The sequence below is a fragment of the Burkholderia ubonensis genome (genome assembly GCF_902833085.1).
GTDB classification, from domain to species: domain Bacteria; phylum Pseudomonadota; class Gammaproteobacteria; order Burkholderiales; family Burkholderiaceae; genus Burkholderia; species Burkholderia ubonensis.
Map to the genome: position 1 here is coordinate 191,074 of NZ_CADFEB010000011.1, position 16,038 is coordinate 207,111.

General features: G+C 68.0%; 14 protein-coding genes. 12 read left to right on the forward strand and 2 right to left on the reverse strand.

Annotated features, from left to right (window positions below; genetic code table 11):
• Positions 1-27: 27 nt before the first annotated feature.
• The 3 genes from HWX31_RS29095 (at position 28) to HWX31_RS29105 (ending at position 3,554) form a co-directional block, all read left to right on the forward strand.
• The gene (locus HWX31_RS29095; RefSeq protein ID WP_174961045.1) at positions 28-1,062 is read left to right on the forward strand and encodes an AraC family transcriptional regulator; all 1,035 of its coding nucleotides are present in this window, start codon (positions 28-30) and stop codon (positions 1,060-1,062) included.
• A 156-nt stretch (positions 1,063-1,218) separates the two neighbouring features.
• On the forward strand, positions 1,219-2,784 hold the full coding sequence (locus HWX31_RS29100) for an NfeD family protein (protein ID WP_174961047.1): 1,566 nt from the start codon (positions 1,219-1,221) through the stop codon (positions 2,782-2,784).
• The gene (locus tag HWX31_RS29105; RefSeq protein ID WP_059964205.1) at positions 2,781-3,554 is read left to right on the forward strand and encodes a slipin family protein; all 774 of its coding nucleotides are present in this window, start codon (positions 2,781-2,783) and stop codon (positions 3,552-3,554) included. The genes HWX31_RS29100 and HWX31_RS29105 overlap by 4 nt, the downstream gene beginning before the upstream one ends.
• Before the next feature lie 37 nt (positions 3,555-3,591).
• Here HWX31_RS29105 and HWX31_RS29110 read toward each other — a convergent pair whose 3' ends face one another.
• Both HWX31_RS29110 and HWX31_RS29115 read right to left on the reverse strand, forming a co-directional pair.
• Positions 3,592-4,869: an HAD family hydrolase gene (locus HWX31_RS29110; protein ID WP_174961049.1), complete on the reverse strand. Its 1,278-nt coding sequence runs from the start codon at positions 4,867-4,869 to the stop codon at positions 3,592-3,594.
• A gap of 286 nt (positions 4,870-5,155) precedes the next feature.
• The gene (locus tag HWX31_RS29115; protein ID WP_174961051.1) at positions 5,156-6,253 is read right to left on the reverse strand and encodes a DUF6765 family protein; all 1,098 of its coding nucleotides are present in this window, start codon (positions 6,251-6,253) and stop codon (positions 5,156-5,158) included.
• A gap of 101 nt (positions 6,254-6,354) precedes the next feature.
• Between HWX31_RS29115 and HWX31_RS29120 the strand changes: the two genes are divergently transcribed.
• The 9 genes from HWX31_RS29120 (at position 6,355) to HWX31_RS29160 (ending at position 16,012) form a co-directional block, all read left to right on the forward strand.
• On the forward strand, positions 6,355-7,416 hold the full coding sequence (locus HWX31_RS29120; protein WP_244143873.1) for an esterase/lipase family protein: 1,062 nt from the start codon (positions 6,355-6,357) through the stop codon (positions 7,414-7,416).
• Positions 7,417-7,442: 26 nt separating this feature from the next.
• Complete coding sequence (locus HWX31_RS29125) at positions 7,443-8,327, forward strand: acetoacetate decarboxylase family protein (RefSeq protein ID WP_244143874.1); 885 nt, start codon at positions 7,443-7,445, stop codon at positions 8,325-8,327.
• A complete protein-coding gene (locus HWX31_RS29130) occupies positions 8,324-8,812 on the forward strand; it encodes an anthrone oxygenase family protein (protein WP_059637080.1) in 489 nt (162 codons plus the stop codon). The genes HWX31_RS29125 and HWX31_RS29130 overlap by 4 nt, the downstream gene beginning before the upstream one ends.
• Before the next feature lie 2 nt (positions 8,813-8,814).
• On the forward strand, positions 8,815-9,195 hold the full coding sequence (locus tag HWX31_RS29135) for a hypothetical protein (protein WP_174961053.1): 381 nt from the start codon (positions 8,815-8,817) through the stop codon (positions 9,193-9,195).
• A gap of 41 nt (positions 9,196-9,236) precedes the next feature.
• Entirely contained in the window at positions 9,237-10,769 is a 1,533-nt protein-coding gene (locus HWX31_RS29140; RefSeq protein WP_244143875.1) for a patatin-like phospholipase family protein, read from the forward strand.
• The gene (locus HWX31_RS29145; protein ID WP_174961057.1) at positions 10,766-12,367 is read left to right on the forward strand and encodes a GMC oxidoreductase; all 1,602 of its coding nucleotides are present in this window, start codon (positions 10,766-10,768) and stop codon (positions 12,365-12,367) included. Before HWX31_RS29140 ends, HWX31_RS29145 begins: the two co-directional genes overlap by 4 nt.
• Before the next feature lie 69 nt (positions 12,368-12,436).
• Entirely contained in the window at positions 12,437-13,108 is a 672-nt protein-coding gene (locus HWX31_RS29150) for an MlaC/ttg2D family ABC transporter substrate-binding protein (protein WP_174961059.1), read from the forward strand.
• 202 nt (positions 13,109-13,310) lie between these two features.
• A complete protein-coding gene (locus HWX31_RS29155; protein ID WP_174961061.1) occupies positions 13,311-14,192 on the forward strand; it encodes a M24 family metallopeptidase in 882 nt (293 codons plus the stop codon).
• Positions 14,193-14,224: 32 nt separating this feature from the next.
• Positions 14,225-16,012: an SDR family oxidoreductase gene (locus HWX31_RS29160; protein WP_174961063.1), complete on the forward strand. Its 1,788-nt coding sequence runs from the start codon at positions 14,225-14,227 to the stop codon at positions 16,010-16,012.
• Positions 16,013-16,038: the final 26 nt, after the last annotated feature.

Genomic DNA, 16,038 nt, shown 5'->3' on the forward strand with positions numbered 1-16,038 from the left:
AGCGTTTTTGCCATAGCGGCGCCGTCGATGAAGCAAGAAGAAAAGGGAACCATCGCGATCAGTCTCGTCGCGTACAGCGTCGCGCTCGCGACGCGGCGCGGCGTCGCGGCCGAGCCGCTGCTCGCGCAGGCCGGCATTCCGCCCGCGCTGCTCGAGCAGCCGCGCGCGCGGGTGTCCGCGCAGCAGTACGGCGCGTTGTGGAACGCGATCGCGCGCGCGCTCGACGACGAGTTCTTCGGCCAGGACCGCCACCCGATGAGGAGCGGCAGCTTCATCGCGATGAGCCAGGCGGCGCTCACGGCGCGCGACGGCCTGCATGCGATGGCGCGCGCGGTGAACTTCATGCACTGCGTGCTCGACGACCTGCACGCGGAGCTCGACGCGAACCCGCAGCGCGTGCGGCTGCGCTTCGTGCACCGCAACAACGGCGCGACGCCCGCGATGTTCACGTACGCGACCTATTTCATCATCGTCTACGGGCTCACCTGCTGGCTGATCGGCCGGCGCATCCCGCTGCTCGCCGCGTGCTTCCGCTGCGACACGCCGCCCGCCGAGCACGAATACCCGTCGATGTTCTGCGACGACATGCGCTTCAACCAGCCCGATTCGTATGTCGATTTCGATCCCGAATTCGCGGCGCTGCCGGTCGTGCAGACCGCGAAGACGCTGAAGACCTTCCTGCGCAACGCGCCGGCCAGCTTCATCGTCAAGTACCGCAACCCGAACGCGCTCGCGCAGCGCGTGCGCGCGGTGCTGCGCGGGATGCCGCCCGCCGCGTGGCCCGGCGCGGCGGGGATGGCCGCGCGGCTGCACGTGGCCGAGGCGACGCTGCGCCGCAAGCTGCACCAGGAAGGCCACGCGTACCAGTCGATCAAGGACGCGCTGCGGCGCGATCTCGCGTTCGAGGCGCTTGCCGATCCGGCGCGCACGATCGCCGACGTCGCCGCGGCGGCCGGCTTCGCCGAGCCGAGCGCGTTCTACCGCGCGTTCCGCAAGTGGAGCGGGCGCAGCCCGGCCGAGTTTCGCGACGAGGCGCTGGCGCGAGGGGCCGACGCGCGCTGAGTTCCTGGCGCGCGGCGAGTGTCGTGCGGCGCACGGCGCACGCCACTCCGGCCCCGCCATCGCGCTTTCCGCAGAAACCGCCTACTCTTTAAACATCGGGCCAGCGCCCTTCCTGCGGGCCGGACGGCGCGCAGCCGCGCGCCGCCCGGACGGTCGATGCGCTTCCAACGCCATTGGCATCTGCCGACGCCCGACGCGTCGGGCCGACATTCCCACCACCCGCTGTCGGCGCGGGTCGCGCGCGCCGCGCTGTTCGCGGCGCTGCTCGTCGTCTGCGCGGTCGCCGCGGCGCCGCGCGCCGCGAACGCGCCCGCGGCCGCGGCCCATCCACCCATCATCGTGATCCCGGTCAGCGGCGCGATCGGGCCGGCCAGCGCCGATTTCATCGTCCGCTCGCTCGGCCGCGCGGCGAAAGAGCGTGCGCCGCTCGCGATCCTGCAGCTCGACACGCCGGGCGGCCTCGATTCGTCGATGCGGGTGATCATCAAGGCGATCCTCGGCTCGCCGGTGCCGGTCGCCGCATTCGTCGGGCCGAGCGGCGCGCGGGCGGCAAGCGCGGGCACCTACATCGTGTACGCGAGCCACGTCGCGGCGATGGCGCCGGGCACTAACCTCGGCGCGGCGTCGCCGGTCCAGTTCGGCATCGGCGGCGCGCCGGGGGGCGCCCCGCCGTCGCCGACCGGCGGGCCCGCATCGCCCGCGTCGGGTGCATCAGGCACATCGGGCACGCTGCCCAGCGACACGCAATCGACCGAGGCCCGCAAGGTGATGCACGATTCGGCCGCCTACATCCGCGGCCTCGCGCAGTTGCGCGGCCGTAATGCCGAATGGGCGGAGCGCGCGGTGCGCGAAGCGGTCAGCCTGTCGGCGAGCGAGGCGCACATGCAGCACGTCGTCGACGTGGTCGCGCAGGACCCGGCCGACCTCGCGCGCCAGCTCGACGGCCGCACCGTGACGACGTCCGCGGGCGCGCAGCATCTCGCGACCGCGCACGCGCCGCTCGTCGTCGTCGAGCCCGACTGGCGCAGCCGCTTCCTGTCGATCATCACCGATCCGAACGTCGCGCTGATCCTGCTGACGTTCGGCATCTACGGGCTGTTCTTCGAATTCGCGAACCCGGGGTTCGTGCTGCCGGGCCTCGTGGGCACGATCTGCCTGCTGATCGGCCTGTTCGCGATGCAATTGCTGCCGGTCAACTACGCGGGCCTCGGCCTCGTGCTGCTGGGCCTCGCGTGCCTCGTCGCCGAGGCGTTCCTGCCGACCTTCGGCGTGCTCGGCTTCGGCGGCATCGCGTCGTTCACGATCGGCGCGCTGATGCTGATCGACACCGACGTGCCCGGCTACGGGATTCCGTGGCCGCTGATCGCGAGCCTCGGGCTCACCGGCGGGCTGCTGGTGGTCGGCGTGTCGAGCCTCGCGCTGCGCGCGCGGCGCCGGCCGGTCGTCACCGGCGCCGAGGCGATGGTCGGCAGCATCGGCGAAGTGCTCGACGACGGCCTCGTGCCCGACCAGCCGCAAACGGCCGGCGGCCCCGAGCCTTCCGCCGCCGGCTGGGCGCTGGTGCGCGGCGAGCGCTGGCGGGTCGCGTGCAGCGCGCCGCTCGCCGCGGGCTGCCGGGTGCGGGTCACGGGCCGTCAGGGGCTGATGCTGACGGTCGCCCCGCTTTACGACAAGCCGCCGCCCGCGCTCAAAGGAGAACAACTCACAGGAGAAAAACAATGATTGGCTATACGTTCGGCTTCAGCAGCCTGCTGATCGTTTTCGCCGTGCTGCTCGTCGCGTCGTCGATCCGCATCTTCCGCGAATACGAGCGCGGCGTCGTGTTCATGCTCGGCCGCTTCTGGAAAGTGAAGGGGCCGGGGCTCGTGCTGATCATCCCGATCGTCCAGCAGGTGGTGCGCATCGACCTGCGCACCGTCGTGTTCGACGTGCCCGCGCAGGACGTGATCACGCGCGACAACGTGTCGGTGAAGGTGAACGCGGTCGTGTATTTCCGCGTCGTCGATCCGGAGAAGGCCGTGATCCAGGTCGCGCGCTTCTTCGACGCGACGAGCCAGCTCGCGCAGACGACGCTGCGTTCGGTGCTCGGCAAGCACGAGCTGGACGCGCTGCTCGCCGAGCGCGAGCAGTTGAACGCCGACATCCAGAAGACGCTCGACTCGCAGACCGACGCATGGGGCATCAAGGTGTCGACGGTCGAGATCAAGCACGTCGACCTCAACGAGACGATGGTGCGCGCGATCGCGCGGCAGGCGGAGGCCGAGCGCGAACGGCGCGCGAAGGTGATCCACGCGGAAGGCGAGCTGCAGGCTTCCGAAAAGCTGCTGCAGGCCGCGCAGCGGCTCGCGCTGCAGCCGCAGGCGATGCAGCTGCGCTACCTGCAGACGCTGACGACGATCGCGGCCGACAAGAATTCGACGATCGTGTTTCCGCTGCCGGTCGAACTGCTGAGCTCCTTGCTCGAACGCTTCGGGCCTCCGCGCGAGCGCTGAGCGCAAGGCGTCCCGCTTGCCCCGCGCGCGCCGCGCGTCAAGCCAGCAGCTTGCGCTCCGTCTTGCCGTACTTGATCGACTTCTCGTCCGGGATCATCAGGCCCGTGTGCTCGTCGCGGCCCTGCAGCAGGAAGCGCGCGTCCGGCTTGCCGATCTGCTCGGCCGCGAGCTTGCTGTCCGCGCCGATCTCGCCCTTCTTCATCCGGTTGACGATCACGCCGGCCGCGGTGTCCTTGAAGTCGCGCAGCATCCACGCGTCGCCGTCACTGTCGCCGAACACCAGCAGCGGACCGTAGCCCTTCTTCGATTCGAGCACGTTGCGGATGCCGACGGTCTTGCCCGGGCCATAGTTGAAGTGCCAGCCGTCCGGGTAGTGGCTGACGTACTTGCCGTCGCGCATGTCCAGACGCAGGCCGATCACGTTCTCCGGCGGCACGCCGTAGCCGTAGTTCGGGTGGCCGGCGAACACGCGCACGACGTCGTCGAGCGATGCGGTGCTCACGTACACGTCGATGCCGTTCGCGCGCAGCGTATGCATCACCGCGCGGATCTCCTCGTGAATGCGGATGCCGTGGAAGTGCGTGTCGGCGACGACGCCCGCCTTGCCCGGCAGCGTCTTCGGGCTTTCATACTTCACCTTGCGCAGCGCGTCGCCGATGCCGTAGTTGTTCGACGCTTGCGCCATCGCCTGCAGCTCGGCGGTCGTCATGTTCCGGTAGAAATAGATGATCCACTTGTAGCCGATTTCGAGCGGATGCGTGTCGCAGATCGCGTCGTACATGAAATACAGCTTCGCGCGGAAATCCTTGAACTGATCGGTCTCGCGAATCTCGTCGAGGCTCTTGCCGCCGCCGAAACCCTGGTAGTTCGCATAGAGCCAGCGATAGTCGGCCTCGACGTCGGCGGCGAGGTCCTCCATCGTCACCGGCTTGCCGTCCACCGTCGTGTAGTCCTTCGCGAACGCGCCCTTCGGCACGTCCTTCCACATCACGTCGACGAATTCGTCCGGCGTCAGCTTGTACTGCAGATGGTTGATCTGGTACATCAGCAACGCCTCTTCGCAGTCGTTCATGATGCATGTGTTGTCCCAGTCGAACACCGCGTACGGGCGACGCTTCGTGTCGTAGCGCTTGCTCCCGACGCCATGCTGGTCGAGCACCGCCTGCAGGCGCGCGGCATTGAACGGCGACCAGCGGCCCGGGTCCAGCGCGTCCGGTGAAGCGGCGTTCTTTGCGTCGGCCGTGCCGGCCTTGAGCATGAGCGACGTCGCGGCGGTGGCCGCGGCAAGGGTGTTGATGAACTTGCGGCGTTGCATGGTCTCTCTCCGTGGAAGTGACGATTCGGATACGGTCGCGGCCCTGCTCGACGCGCGGCGCGCATTGCGGCGCACCGGCGGCTCATCGGCCCGGCGAAGCCGGGGCGGCTCCGAAATGGGGGCGAATGATCTGCCGAAAATATTGCGGCAATATGACAGCGTCTCGTCACGACGCGACGTCGAGTTGATCCGAAACGACACGTGCGCGCCACGATCCGGCGGCGCACATGAGTCAACACTCCGGCGCATTGAACATGGAAGCCGAAATTTCGACAGCCGGCGCCAATCAGGAAGCGCACAAGCCGAAGCGCGGCAGCAGGTCGTGCAACACGAACAGCCGCTGGTATTGCACCGCGTCGTGGAAGCGTTTCCAGTCGGAAGTGAGGAAGTCCGGCGTGAATGCGAAAGTCTCTTTTTTATCGGCGTCGGGGTCCTGCGGGTCCTTGCCGAGGGCGAGCATCTTCCACGACGTCGGGCCCTGGCTGGCGTAGGAGATCTGCGCTGCGCCAAACGAGAACGTTCCTTTCGCGATCGCGGCAATCCAGGTTTGGTGCCGCGCTTCGCCGTCGATCTCCTGAGTGCCGCGCAGCAAACTGTCGATCGCGGCGGCGTCAGCGGGTGGCAGCGCCACGTCCGCCAACTTCTCGTCGCCGGCGACGTAGCGCCGCACCATATTGAAGGCGCCGCCCGCGGCGGCAAGGAAGTCGGTCGGGTTGTCGCGCTGCACCCTTTCGCCGTTCTTGCGCGTGAAGTGCCATTGAATGAACGGGATGTCGGGAAACGTGGTGGCCGCCGCGTGCCCCACGGGCAGGAAGTCGGCGAGGAATTCCGCCAGCTTCTGCTTGAGGCCCGTCATCTCGGCATAGGCAGATGAACCGTTGTAGGCAGGATCGTTGTCGACACCGACATCCGCGAGGTCATTGAGATCACACAAGCCGCCGACGAATTGCTGGTGCGCCCAGGTATCGACGTAGGTATGCAGCGCCACGCCGAGCCGGTGCAGCGCAAACGGCAGGTCGCGGTGATGGACGCAGTCCGCAACCATCGCGCGCGCGATTTCGCTATCCGGCTTGCATATCAGCCGACGCTGAAAAGCCTCTTCGGGCGTGCAATCCAGCGGCGGCGCGGCATTGCCGGGCAGGAAGTGGAACGGCAGCCAGACCAGCCGGTTGTCCGCCGCTTCGGCGTTCTTCGTGATGTCCTGCATCTTGTGCGAGGACGTCACCCGCACGTAGCGCTCGCCGCTGTCGAACTGCAACGGGCCGTCACAGGTTGCGTCGTCGACATACTGGGCGGCCTGGGCCACCGTGCTCGCCTGATCGTGCGGCATTCCGCCGAGCCGGGCGGCCACGTAGGTGACGGCGTGATGGAAGTCGATTTGCATGCAGTCCTCCGGGAAGGAGACGACAAGCACGAACGGATACGCCGGCACGGCCGCATGCGTGAATCGAGGCCTTACACGGCGCGTTTGACATTGTCAAATATATGGACAATGCTGTCCACATAAGAAGTAAGAAGGGGGCTCCCATGCCGAGAGAAGAGGTTGTTGCGTTTCGCGCTGACGACGGCCATGGGTGCAACCTCGTTCACGTCCTCGGCGCCGGCCGGCCGACGAAGCCCCCCGTCCTCCTGGTTCACGGCGCCGGCGTTCGCGCCAACATCTTTCGCCCACCTAACAACACGACTTTCGTCGATGCGCTGATCGACGAGGGCTACGACGTCTGGCTGGAAAACTGGCGGGCCAGCATCGATCTTCCGCCATGCGAGTGGACGCTGGACGACGCGGCCCTGTACGACCACCCGGCCGCGGTGCGCAAGGTCGTCGAGCTGACGGGCGCGCCCTCGATCAAGGCCGTGGTGCACTGCCAGGGCTCGACCAGTTTCATGTTGTCGGCGGTGGGCGGCCTCGTTCCGCAAGTCGACACCATCGTGTCCAACGCCGTGTCGCTGCATCCGCAGGTCTCGACGATCTCGCATCTCAAGGGGCGCTACGCGCTGCCCGTCGTCGGCGCGATGACCGACTACCTCGACCCTCGATGGGGCGAGCACGCCACGGGCGTCGTGCCGAACCTGCTCAAGGGCCTCGTGCTGCTCACGCACCACGAATGCGCAAACGGCGTCTGCCGCTTTACCAGCTTCACCTACGGCACCGGCTTCCCCGTGCTGTGGCGCCACGAAAACCTCAGCGACGCGGTGCACGACTGGATCCGGCAGGAATTCGCGCAGGTCCCGATCTCGTTCTTCCGGCAAATGACCCGATGCCTGGACGCCGGCCACCTGGTGTCGAAGCTGCCCGGGCTGCAGGCCGACCCGACCGCGCAGCCGCCGAAGACGCAGGCGCGCTTCGCGTTCATCGCCGGCGAGCTCAACGACTGCTTCAAGTGGCAAAGCCAGCAGGCCACGTTCGACTGGTTCGAGCGGCACCGGCCGAACTATCACGAGCTTCACGTGCTGGGCGGCTACGGCCACCTCGACGTCTTCATTGGCAAGCACGCCGCGCGAGACGTATTTCCCGTCATGCTGGCGGCGCTGGCTGCGCGTCACTGACTCCCGGCAAACCAAGGAGGCCGGAGATGGCTATCCCGATGCGACAGACGCGGCTCGCGGGCCGCCATGCGCTGGTCGACGACATCCCGTTCCGGATGCCGGTCGCCTCCGACACGTCGCCGGCGCTGATGGCGGTGTTCTCGATCGACCTCGACGCGGCGCGCCGCGTGATTCCGGGCAACGAGGTGCATCCGTTTCAGCTCTGGCGCCGCGGCTTGCTCGTCGTGACGGTGATCGACTATGTCGTCACCAACATCGGCCGCTACGTCGAGTATTCGATCGCCATCGCGTGCACGCACGGCCGGCGCCCTCCCCCGCGCCTGTTGCCGGGCCTGCTGATGAAGCCCTTCGGCACCGGCCAATACGTCGTGGACCTGCCCGTGTCGACCGATATTTCGGTGAAGGGCGGCCGCGGCATCTGGGGCATGCCCAAGCACCAGGCCAATCTCGACTTCGTGATCGGCGAGCGCTGGGTGAGCAGCCAGTACGACCTCGACGGCCAGATGATGATGCGCGTCGACGTGTCGAAACCGAAATCGGCATGGCTGCCGGTCAGCACGGGCGCAGTCAATTACTGCTGCTTTCGCGGCATGCTCATGAAGTCCTACATCTATTTCAAGGGCAAGCTCGGCTTCTCGCTGTTCGCCCCCGGCTCGGCGCGCCTGTTCATCGGCGACCACCCGCGGATGGCCTGGCTGAAGACGCTGGATATCGATCCGACGCCGGTCGCCGCCGGGTTTTTCCCGTCCACGGCGGGCGTGCTCGACGACTATTTCGAATGCTGGTTCGTGACCGAGGCCGAGCCGCCCGCGCAGCCGATGCCGGGCCTCGAGACCACCTACCCGCTCGACCAGTCGCAGCAATGGCTCGCGCCGCCGGCCCGCCCGGCCGACTGGGAGTCCGCGCCATGAGCGGCCGCCTGCTGATCGCCAACCACGCGTTCCTGCTGCTGTGCGCGTCGATGTACCTGGGCACGGGCGCCTCGCTCGTGCTGTTCTCGTTTCCCGTCGCGCCGCAACTCACGACCGACAACTACTACCTGCAGTTCGTTCCCCAGGTCACGGCGGCCACCGCGTTCTTCACGGTCATGACGAAGCTGATGCTCGCCAGCGGCAGCGTGATGCTGCTGGCCGAATGGCGCCAGCCCACGCGCTGGGTGCCGATCGTGGTGCTGCTCGGCGTGCTCGTCGCCACGTTCGTCACGCTCACGTGGATTTTCCCGCTCAACGCCGAGCTGGCCGGCCACATCAAGGATGCGGCGCGACTGCGGCAGGTGCTGGACGACTGGATGCGGCTCAATCGGCTGCGCGTCGCGCTGTGGTGCATTCAGTGGTTGGCGCTGGCCTGGTATTTCGCCCGCTGGGCCAATCGCTCCCGCTATTCCGCGCTGAGGTGACGATGGACGTCCTGAGCGTCGAGCGCCGAATGACGACCACGATCGCCGCCATCACCGTGCTGACCGGCGCGACCCAGGTGCTCGTACCCGGCTTGCTGGCGGCGCTCATCGCGGCCGCGCCGCTCGATGGGCTCGGAGCCCAGCTGTTTGCGACGGTGGGAATGTTCATGGTGCTGTTCGGGGGCAGCCTGCTGCATGCGCAGCGCGCCACGGGTGCGCTTTCCGTGGTGCTGCTGTGGGGCGCATGCCAGAAGCTGCTTGCGTCGGCGTTCGTGGCCTGGGGCGTGATGCACGGCGTATTCGTTTACGCGGCGCTGCTGGTGGCGGCCTTCGACGGCGCCAGCGGCCTGCTCTATCTCGACTTGCGACGCAGAGGAGGTTGACCGATGAAGCGCTCGCGCACGTTCGTTCGCGGAAGGGCGTCATGAGCCCCGCGCATCGTCCCCCGATCGCCGCCGACGACCCGATGGCCCGGCGCGCGCTGGTGCTGGCGGGCGGCGGCATGCGCGTGGCCTATCAGGCCGGCGCGATCAAGGCATTGTTCGACGAAGGCTTGCGCTTCAGTCACGCCGACGGCGCGTCGGGCGGCACGATCAATCTGTCCGCACTGCTGTCCGGCGTGCTGCCGGACGAACTCTGCGCGCGCTGGCGCGCGCTGCCCGTCAAGGCGTTCGCCGCGCTGAGGCCCGTGACCGAATATCTGCACGTGGCCGACATGAGCGCGCTGGGCAGTGCGTCGGGTCTGACGGAGCACGTGTATCCGGCGCTCGGGATCGCCGTCGATCGCATCCGCGCGGCCATCGGCATCGACGGCTCGTTCAGCGTCTGCTGCTTCGACGACAAGACCGTGGTGCCGATCCCCCACCCGAACCTCGATCTGCAGCGTCTGGTCGCGGCCGCGTCGCTGCCCATCTTCATGCCGGCCGTGATGGCCGACGGCAAGACCTGGACCGACGCGGTGTGGATCAAGGACGCCAACCTGATGAGCTGCGTCGAGCGCGGCGCGCGCGAACTGTGGCTCGTCTGGTGCATCGGCGACACGCCCGCCTACCACAACGGCGCGTTCAACCAGTACGTGCACATGATCGAAATGAGCGCGGTGGGCGCGCTGAACGGGGAGCTGGCCATGATTGCCGACATCAATCGACGCATCGCGCGTGGCGAGACCGTGTTCGGTCACGACCAGCCGATCGTCCTTCACGTGATCAAGCCGGAGGTGCCGCTGCCGCTCGATCCGGATTTCTACCGCGGCCGGATCGATGCCGCGACGCTGATCGACATGGGCTACCGCGACGCGCGGCGCACGCTGCGCACGGGTACGTCGGCGCCGCTGGACTCGACGGCATCCGCGATGCGCGAGCCGGGCGTGGGCCTCGGCTTCCGCGAGACGATGGCGGGCGGCTTTTGCCTCGGCGCGACGGACCCGCAAGCCGGCGAACGCGACGGCAGTGCGTTCGTGTTGACCCTGCACGCGACGATCCACATCGAGGATGTCGCGGCCTTCATCGACGATCCCCGGCACGTGGGCGGCCTGACGGGCCACATCGACTTCGCGCCGCTGGGCGCCGCGATGCCTTCGGAGTCCGGTGTTTTCGGCCTGTTTACACCGAGCGGCGATCCGCGGCTGACCTATATGGTCTACGAGATCGGCTTTCGCCATGAAGGCCGCTCATACTACCTCGCGGGCAAGAAGCATGTGCGCATCGGCAGCCCGTTCAGGATGTGGAGCGAGACGACGACGCTCTATACGACGCTGCACGAGGGCTGCGACGCGAGCGGCAAGGTGGTCGGCGCCGGCGTGCTGCATCTCGGCGTGCCCGAGCTCGTGCGGCTGATGGGCACGGTGCATGCGACGAACGCCCGGACGTCGGGGCGGGCGGCGAACGCCGTCTGGCGGTTCTTCAGGTTTTTCGCATCGGAACTGTGGCGCACCTATGTCAGGAGATCGCCGTCATGAGCGCGATGGAATACGACGTCATCGTCATCGGGAGCGGCTTCGGCGCGGCGGTGGCGGCTTGCCGTCTCGCGGAGGCGGGACGCAGCGTGCTGGTGCTGGAGCGCGGTCACCGCTGGACGCCCGCTACGTATCCGCGAGACGAGTCCGACCCGTGGCTCTGGAACCAGTTGCACCCGCAACGATTCAACGGCTGGGCCGACCTGCGCGTTTTTGCCAATATGTCAGTGGTCGCGGCCGCGGGCGTGGGCGGCGGCTCGCTGATTTACGCGAACGTCTCGGTCGAGGCCAAACCCGACGCGTTCGACCGCGGCTGGCCGCCGGAGATCACCTACGACGCGCTCAAGCCTTACTACGAGCGCGTGGGCTGGATGCTGTCGGTCCAGGAGGTGCCCGACAACCAGATCAGCGAACGCACCCGCCTGCTGCGCGATGCCGCCGACGCCTGCGGCTGGGGCGATCGCTTTCGCAAGCTGCCGCTCGCGGTGTCCTTCTGCCCGACTTACGATCCGTCCTTGCCCGATGCGCGCGACGACCGGCATTCGGTCAGGTACGTCAACGTCCACGGCGTCACGCAAGGCACGTGCGTGCACTGCGGCAATTGCGACATCGGATGCCAGGTGTCCGCGAAGAATACGCTCGACCTCAACTACCTGGCCGTGGCCGAGCGCCACGGCGCAAGAATCCTGCCGCTGCACGTGGTGCAAAAACTCGAGCCGCTCGACCAGGGATGGCGCGTGCATTTCAACGTCATCGATCCCGCCGCCGGCAGTTGCGCCCCCGGAACCGCCACGGCGGCCAAGGTGATCGTCGGCGCCGGCTCGATCGGCAGCACCGAATTGCTGCTCCGCTGCCGCGACGAACATCGCACGCTGCCGAATCTGTCGCCTCGGCTTGGCTGGGGCTGGGCCTTCAACGGCGACTTCGTCACCCCCACCTTCTACGGCCGCCGCAAGATCTCGCCGTCGCACGGCGTCACCATTTCCGCCGCGATCGACCTGCTCGACCGGAGCGCCGCCAATGGTCAGGCGCTGTTCGTGGAGGACGGCGGCGTGCCCGATCTCGCGCACGATTTCGTGCGCAGTCGCCTGCGGCGTTCGCATGGCCGGGTCATGCGAACGTTCTGGCGGGCCTTTGCGCGCCATTTCGATTGCGACGACCCGGTCGACAACATGATGCCGTGGTTCGGCCAGGCGGTCGATCCGGGGGACGGACGCATGCGTCTCGGTCGCAGCTGGCTTGCCCCATGGCGCCGCGAGCTGCGGCTCGACTGGTCGTATGCGCGATCAAAGCCCGTCGTGGACGCGATGGTCGACGTGCACCGGCGCCTGTCGGCCGCCACCGGCGGCGAACCGTTCGTCCCGCCGACGTGGAGCGCTTTCCACAAGCTGATCACGCCGCATCCGCTCGGTGGCTGCAACATGGGGCTGACGCACGCGGACGGCGTGGTGAACGCGGACGGAAAAGTATTCGGTTACGACGGGCTGTACGTGATGGACGGTGCAACGATCCCGCGTGCGCTGGGACTGAATCCTTCGCGCACGATCGCCGCGCTGGCCGAGCGCAATGTCGCCCGGTTGCTCGCCGCGGGCAAAGCTTGATTTGACGAACACATCCGGCGACGACATTTTTAGTATGCTCAATCAGGTGAGCAACTCGTCGGATCAAACATGTCGAAACCTGCACGAATCATCACATTCGCCACGGCATTGGTTCTGGCCGCGCCACTGGTTGCCTGGTCAACATCGGCGCGTTGCGAAACGGCCGACGTTCATATCGACGATCAGTCCGCCGCACAGTCCCTGATCCAGACCGCCACCCGCGAGATCCAGGTAGAAATGCGCACCCGCGCGATCGCGCCGAGCGACACCGCGCGAATCATCGAGATCGTCAATCGCAACATCCTTCCGTACACGGATCTGCGCCGCACGACCCGACTGGCGATGGGCCCGTCCTGGAAAAAGACGACGCCCGAGCAACAGGACGCAATCACGAAACAGTTCGAGCAATTGCTGATCCACACGTATTCGGGCGCGCTCGGGCTCGTGACGCCCAATCTGGAGTTCCGCTATCCGCCGTCCCACGGGCCGGCCGACGCGACCGACACCGTCGTCAAGACGGTGGCCGTCTACAACGGCGAACCCGTCGAAATCAACTACCGCCTCTACCGCTCGCCGACGGGCTGGCGCGTGTACGACCTGAACGTGATGGGTGTGTGGCTCGTGCAGATCTACCGGCACCAGTTCAACGAAATCATCCAGCAGAAGGGCGTCGACGGGCTGATCCAGGCGCTTGCCGAGCAGAACAAGCGGCTCGCCATCTCGCCGCGATCGTGGCAGTGACCTAGAGCATCCCCTCCAATTCCCTGCTCCATTGGGAGAAATCCTCATCTCCCGGGGCTGGCGCGTCCGGCGAAACCGTCTATCATCGTTACATTATTCAATGGCACATTAAAAGCTGACTGAATAACCCGGCGGCGACGACGCCCGGCGGTCGTATTCCGGATCAGCGACGACACGCTTGCACGAAACCGGAGACGCCACGATGACCGACCATCCCCTGCCGGAAGTCCACCTGGACGAACTGCCGCAGTTCCGTGCCGTCCAGCAGCTCGCGTACCGCTGCGTGGAAACCGTCGGCGGCCTGCTCTACCCCGGGATCACCGAGAAGGAAGCCGCGCGCCTGCTCGCCGAATGGCTGCAGGACCACGGCGTGCGCGACTGGCTGCACAAGCCGTTCGCGTGGTTCGGCGAGCGCACCGCGTTCGAGGGCTTCTCGGGCCTCAGGCACATGGGCGGCTTCAATCTCGCGTTCTTCCCGAGCCATCGCCAGCTCGAAACCGACATGCCGGTGATCCTCGACGTCGCGCCGGTGCTCGACGGCATCGTCGCCGACGTCGGCTATGCGCACTGTCTCGGCGAGAACCCGATCCTCGACCAGCTGCAGGACGACCTGATGGATCACCGCGAGTTGATCGTGCGGCTCGTCAAGGCGCGCCGGCCGATGGCCGAAGTCGCGCAGGAAGTCGACGCGCTGTGCCGCCGCCAGGGCGTCGAGCCGCGCCACAAGGCGTATCCGTTCAAGGTGCTCGCGCATCGCGTCGCGAAGATCCACAAGCTGTCGAAGCCGCGCTTCGTCGCGCGCTTCGGGCTGAACGCGACCCGCAACCTGCTGCTCGACCAGGGCCGCGCCGCGAAGCGGCAGGGCTGGTCGCCGCTGTGGTCGATCGACCGCCGCTCGGAGCATGCGCCGGTGCCGGGCCTGTGGGCGGTCGAGCCGCACCTCGGCTTCGCGGGCGTCGGCGCGAAATTCGAGGAGCTGCTCGTGATCACCGACGACGACGCGTACTGGCTCGACGACGACCTGCCGCACGTGCGCCGCTGGCAGCGCCGCCAAGCCGGGCACGCGCACGCGGTCACGGCCTGACGCCCCCTTTCCCGAACCTGAGCGGACCCACGATGCAGCCACTTTCCGACGAAGCGCCGCTGGCCCTGTTCGATTCCGTCTTCACCGAAACCGCCGTCGCGTCCGGCGACCTGACGCTCGCGGTCCGAACCTGGGGCGACCCGGCCCGCACGCCGGTCGTGCTGGTGCACGGCTATCCGGACGACAGCAGCGTCTGGCAGCACGTCGCGCCGCTGCTCGCGCGCCGGCATTACGTGATCGCGTACGACGTGCGCGGCGCGGGCCTGTCGGGCGCGCCCCGGCGCACGGCCGACTACCGGCTCGCGAAGCTGACCGACGATTTCGTGGCGGTGATCGACGCGCTCTGCCCCGGCCGCCCCGTCCACCTGATCGCGCACGACTGGGGCTCGATCCAGGGCTGGGAATTCGTCACCGAGCCGCGGCTCGCGGGCCGCATCGCGTCGTACACGTCGTGCTCGGGCCCGTGCCTCGACCACGTCGGCTTCTGGCTGCGCGAACGCCTGCTGCGTCCGACGCCCGCGTCGCTGGCCAGGCTCGGCGGCCAGCTCGTGCGGTCGTGGTACGTGTACGTGTTCCACCTGCCGTTCATCCCCGAGCTGAGCTGGCGGCTGTGGCTCGGCCGCGCGTGGCCGGGCCTGCTGCGCCGCGTCGAGAAGACGCGCGTCGCGCCGCGCGCGACGCAGGCCGACGACGGCGCGCGCGGCGTGCGGCTCTATCGCGCGAACTTCATCCGCTGCCTGTTCACGCCGCGCGAGCGCTACGCGCATGCGCCGGTGCAGACGATCGTGCCGCTCGGCGACAAGTACGTGAGCCCCGCGCTGTCCGAAAACCTGTCGCGCTGGGTGCCGCAGTACTACCGGCGCGAAGTCGCCGCCGGACACTGGCTGCCGCTCGCCGATCCCGCGCGCTTCGCGGGCCTCGCGCAGCAACTGATCGACGCGGTCGAGCGCGGCGCAGAACCGCCCGCTCTCGCCAATGCGCGGCGCCGCGCGACGAGCGGACGCTTCAGCGGCAAGGTCGCGGTCGTCACCGGCGCGGGCAGCGGGATCGGCCGCTGCGCGGCGCTCGCGTTCGCGCGCGAAGGCGCGACGATCGTTGCGGTCGACATCGACACGGCAAGCGCCGAGCGCACCGCGCTGCTGGTCCGCCTGATCGGCGCGCAGGCCCATGCGAAACGCGTGGACGTCGGCTCCGCCGACGAGATGGAAGCGCTCGCCGGCTGGGTCGGCAGCGAGCTCGGCGGTGCGGACGTCGTGATCAACAACGCGGGCATCGGCATGGCGGGCGGCATCCTCGACACCAGCGCCGCGCACTGGGCGCGGATCCTGCACGTGAACCTGTGGGGCGTGATCCACGGCTCGCGGCTGTTCGCGCAGCAGATGGCCGCGCGCGGCGCCGGCGGCCACATCGTCAACACCGCGTCGGCGGCCGCGTTCGGGCCGTCGCGCGACCTGCCCGCGTATGCGACGACCAAGGCCGCGGTGCTGATGCTCAGCGAATGCATGCGCGCGGAGCTGGCCGAAAAAGGCATCGGCGTGACCGCCGTGTGCCCGGGCTTCGCGGAAACCGGAATCATGGCGTCGACGCAATACGCGGGCGCCGATGCGCAGGACGAAGCGCGCCTGCGCAAGCGCGCGACGAAGCTCTACCAGATGCGCGGCCTGAAACCCGAGACCGTCGCGCAGGCGATGGTCGACGGCGTGCTGCGCAACCGGCCGGTCGTCGCGGTCGGGGCCGAGGCGCACGCGCTGCGCTTCGTCGGCCGCTTCATGCCGTGGCTCGGCCGGATGATCGCCCGCGTCAGCATGGCATCGCACTGACGGCACAACGACACGGCAACGACGCC

Excerpts from the sequence above, each read along its gene's own strand:
- HWX31_RS29095 (WP_174961045.1), top strand. The coding sequence starts at position 28 with ATGAAGCAAGAAGAAAAGGGAACCATCGCGATCAGTCTCGTCGCGTAC.
- HWX31_RS29100 (WP_174961047.1), top strand. The coding sequence starts at position 1,219 with ATGCGCTTCCAACGCCATTGGCATCTGCCGACGCCCGACGCGTCGGGC.
- HWX31_RS29105 (WP_059964205.1), top strand. The coding sequence starts at position 2,781 with ATGATTGGCTATACGTTCGGCTTCAGCAGCCTGCTGATCGTTTTCGCC.
- HWX31_RS29110 (WP_174961049.1), bottom strand. The coding sequence starts at position 4,869 with ATGCAACGCCGCAAGTTCATCAACACCCTTGCCGCGGCCACCGCCGCG.
- HWX31_RS29115 (WP_174961051.1), bottom strand. The coding sequence starts at position 6,253 with ATGCAAATCGACTTCCATCACGCCGTCACCTACGTGGCCGCCCGGCTC.
- HWX31_RS29120 (WP_244143873.1), top strand. The coding sequence starts at position 6,355 with ATGGACAATGCTGTCCACATAAGAAGTAAGAAGGGGGCTCCCATGCCG.
- HWX31_RS29125 (WP_244143874.1), top strand. The coding sequence starts at position 7,443 with ATGGCTATCCCGATGCGACAGACGCGGCTCGCGGGCCGCCATGCGCTG.
- HWX31_RS29130 (WP_059637080.1), top strand. The coding sequence starts at position 8,324 with ATGAGCGGCCGCCTGCTGATCGCCAACCACGCGTTCCTGCTGCTGTGC.
- HWX31_RS29135 (WP_174961053.1), top strand. The coding sequence starts at position 8,815 with ATGGACGTCCTGAGCGTCGAGCGCCGAATGACGACCACGATCGCCGCC.
- HWX31_RS29140 (WP_244143875.1), top strand. The coding sequence starts at position 9,237 with ATGAGCCCCGCGCATCGTCCCCCGATCGCCGCCGACGACCCGATGGCC.
- HWX31_RS29145 (WP_174961057.1), top strand. The coding sequence starts at position 10,766 with ATGAGCGCGATGGAATACGACGTCATCGTCATCGGGAGCGGCTTCGGC.
- HWX31_RS29150 (WP_174961059.1), top strand. The coding sequence starts at position 12,437 with ATGTCGAAACCTGCACGAATCATCACATTCGCCACGGCATTGGTTCTG.
- HWX31_RS29155 (WP_174961061.1), top strand. The coding sequence starts at position 13,311 with ATGACCGACCATCCCCTGCCGGAAGTCCACCTGGACGAACTGCCGCAG.
- HWX31_RS29160 (WP_174961063.1), top strand. The coding sequence starts at position 14,225 with ATGCAGCCACTTTCCGACGAAGCGCCGCTGGCCCTGTTCGATTCCGTC.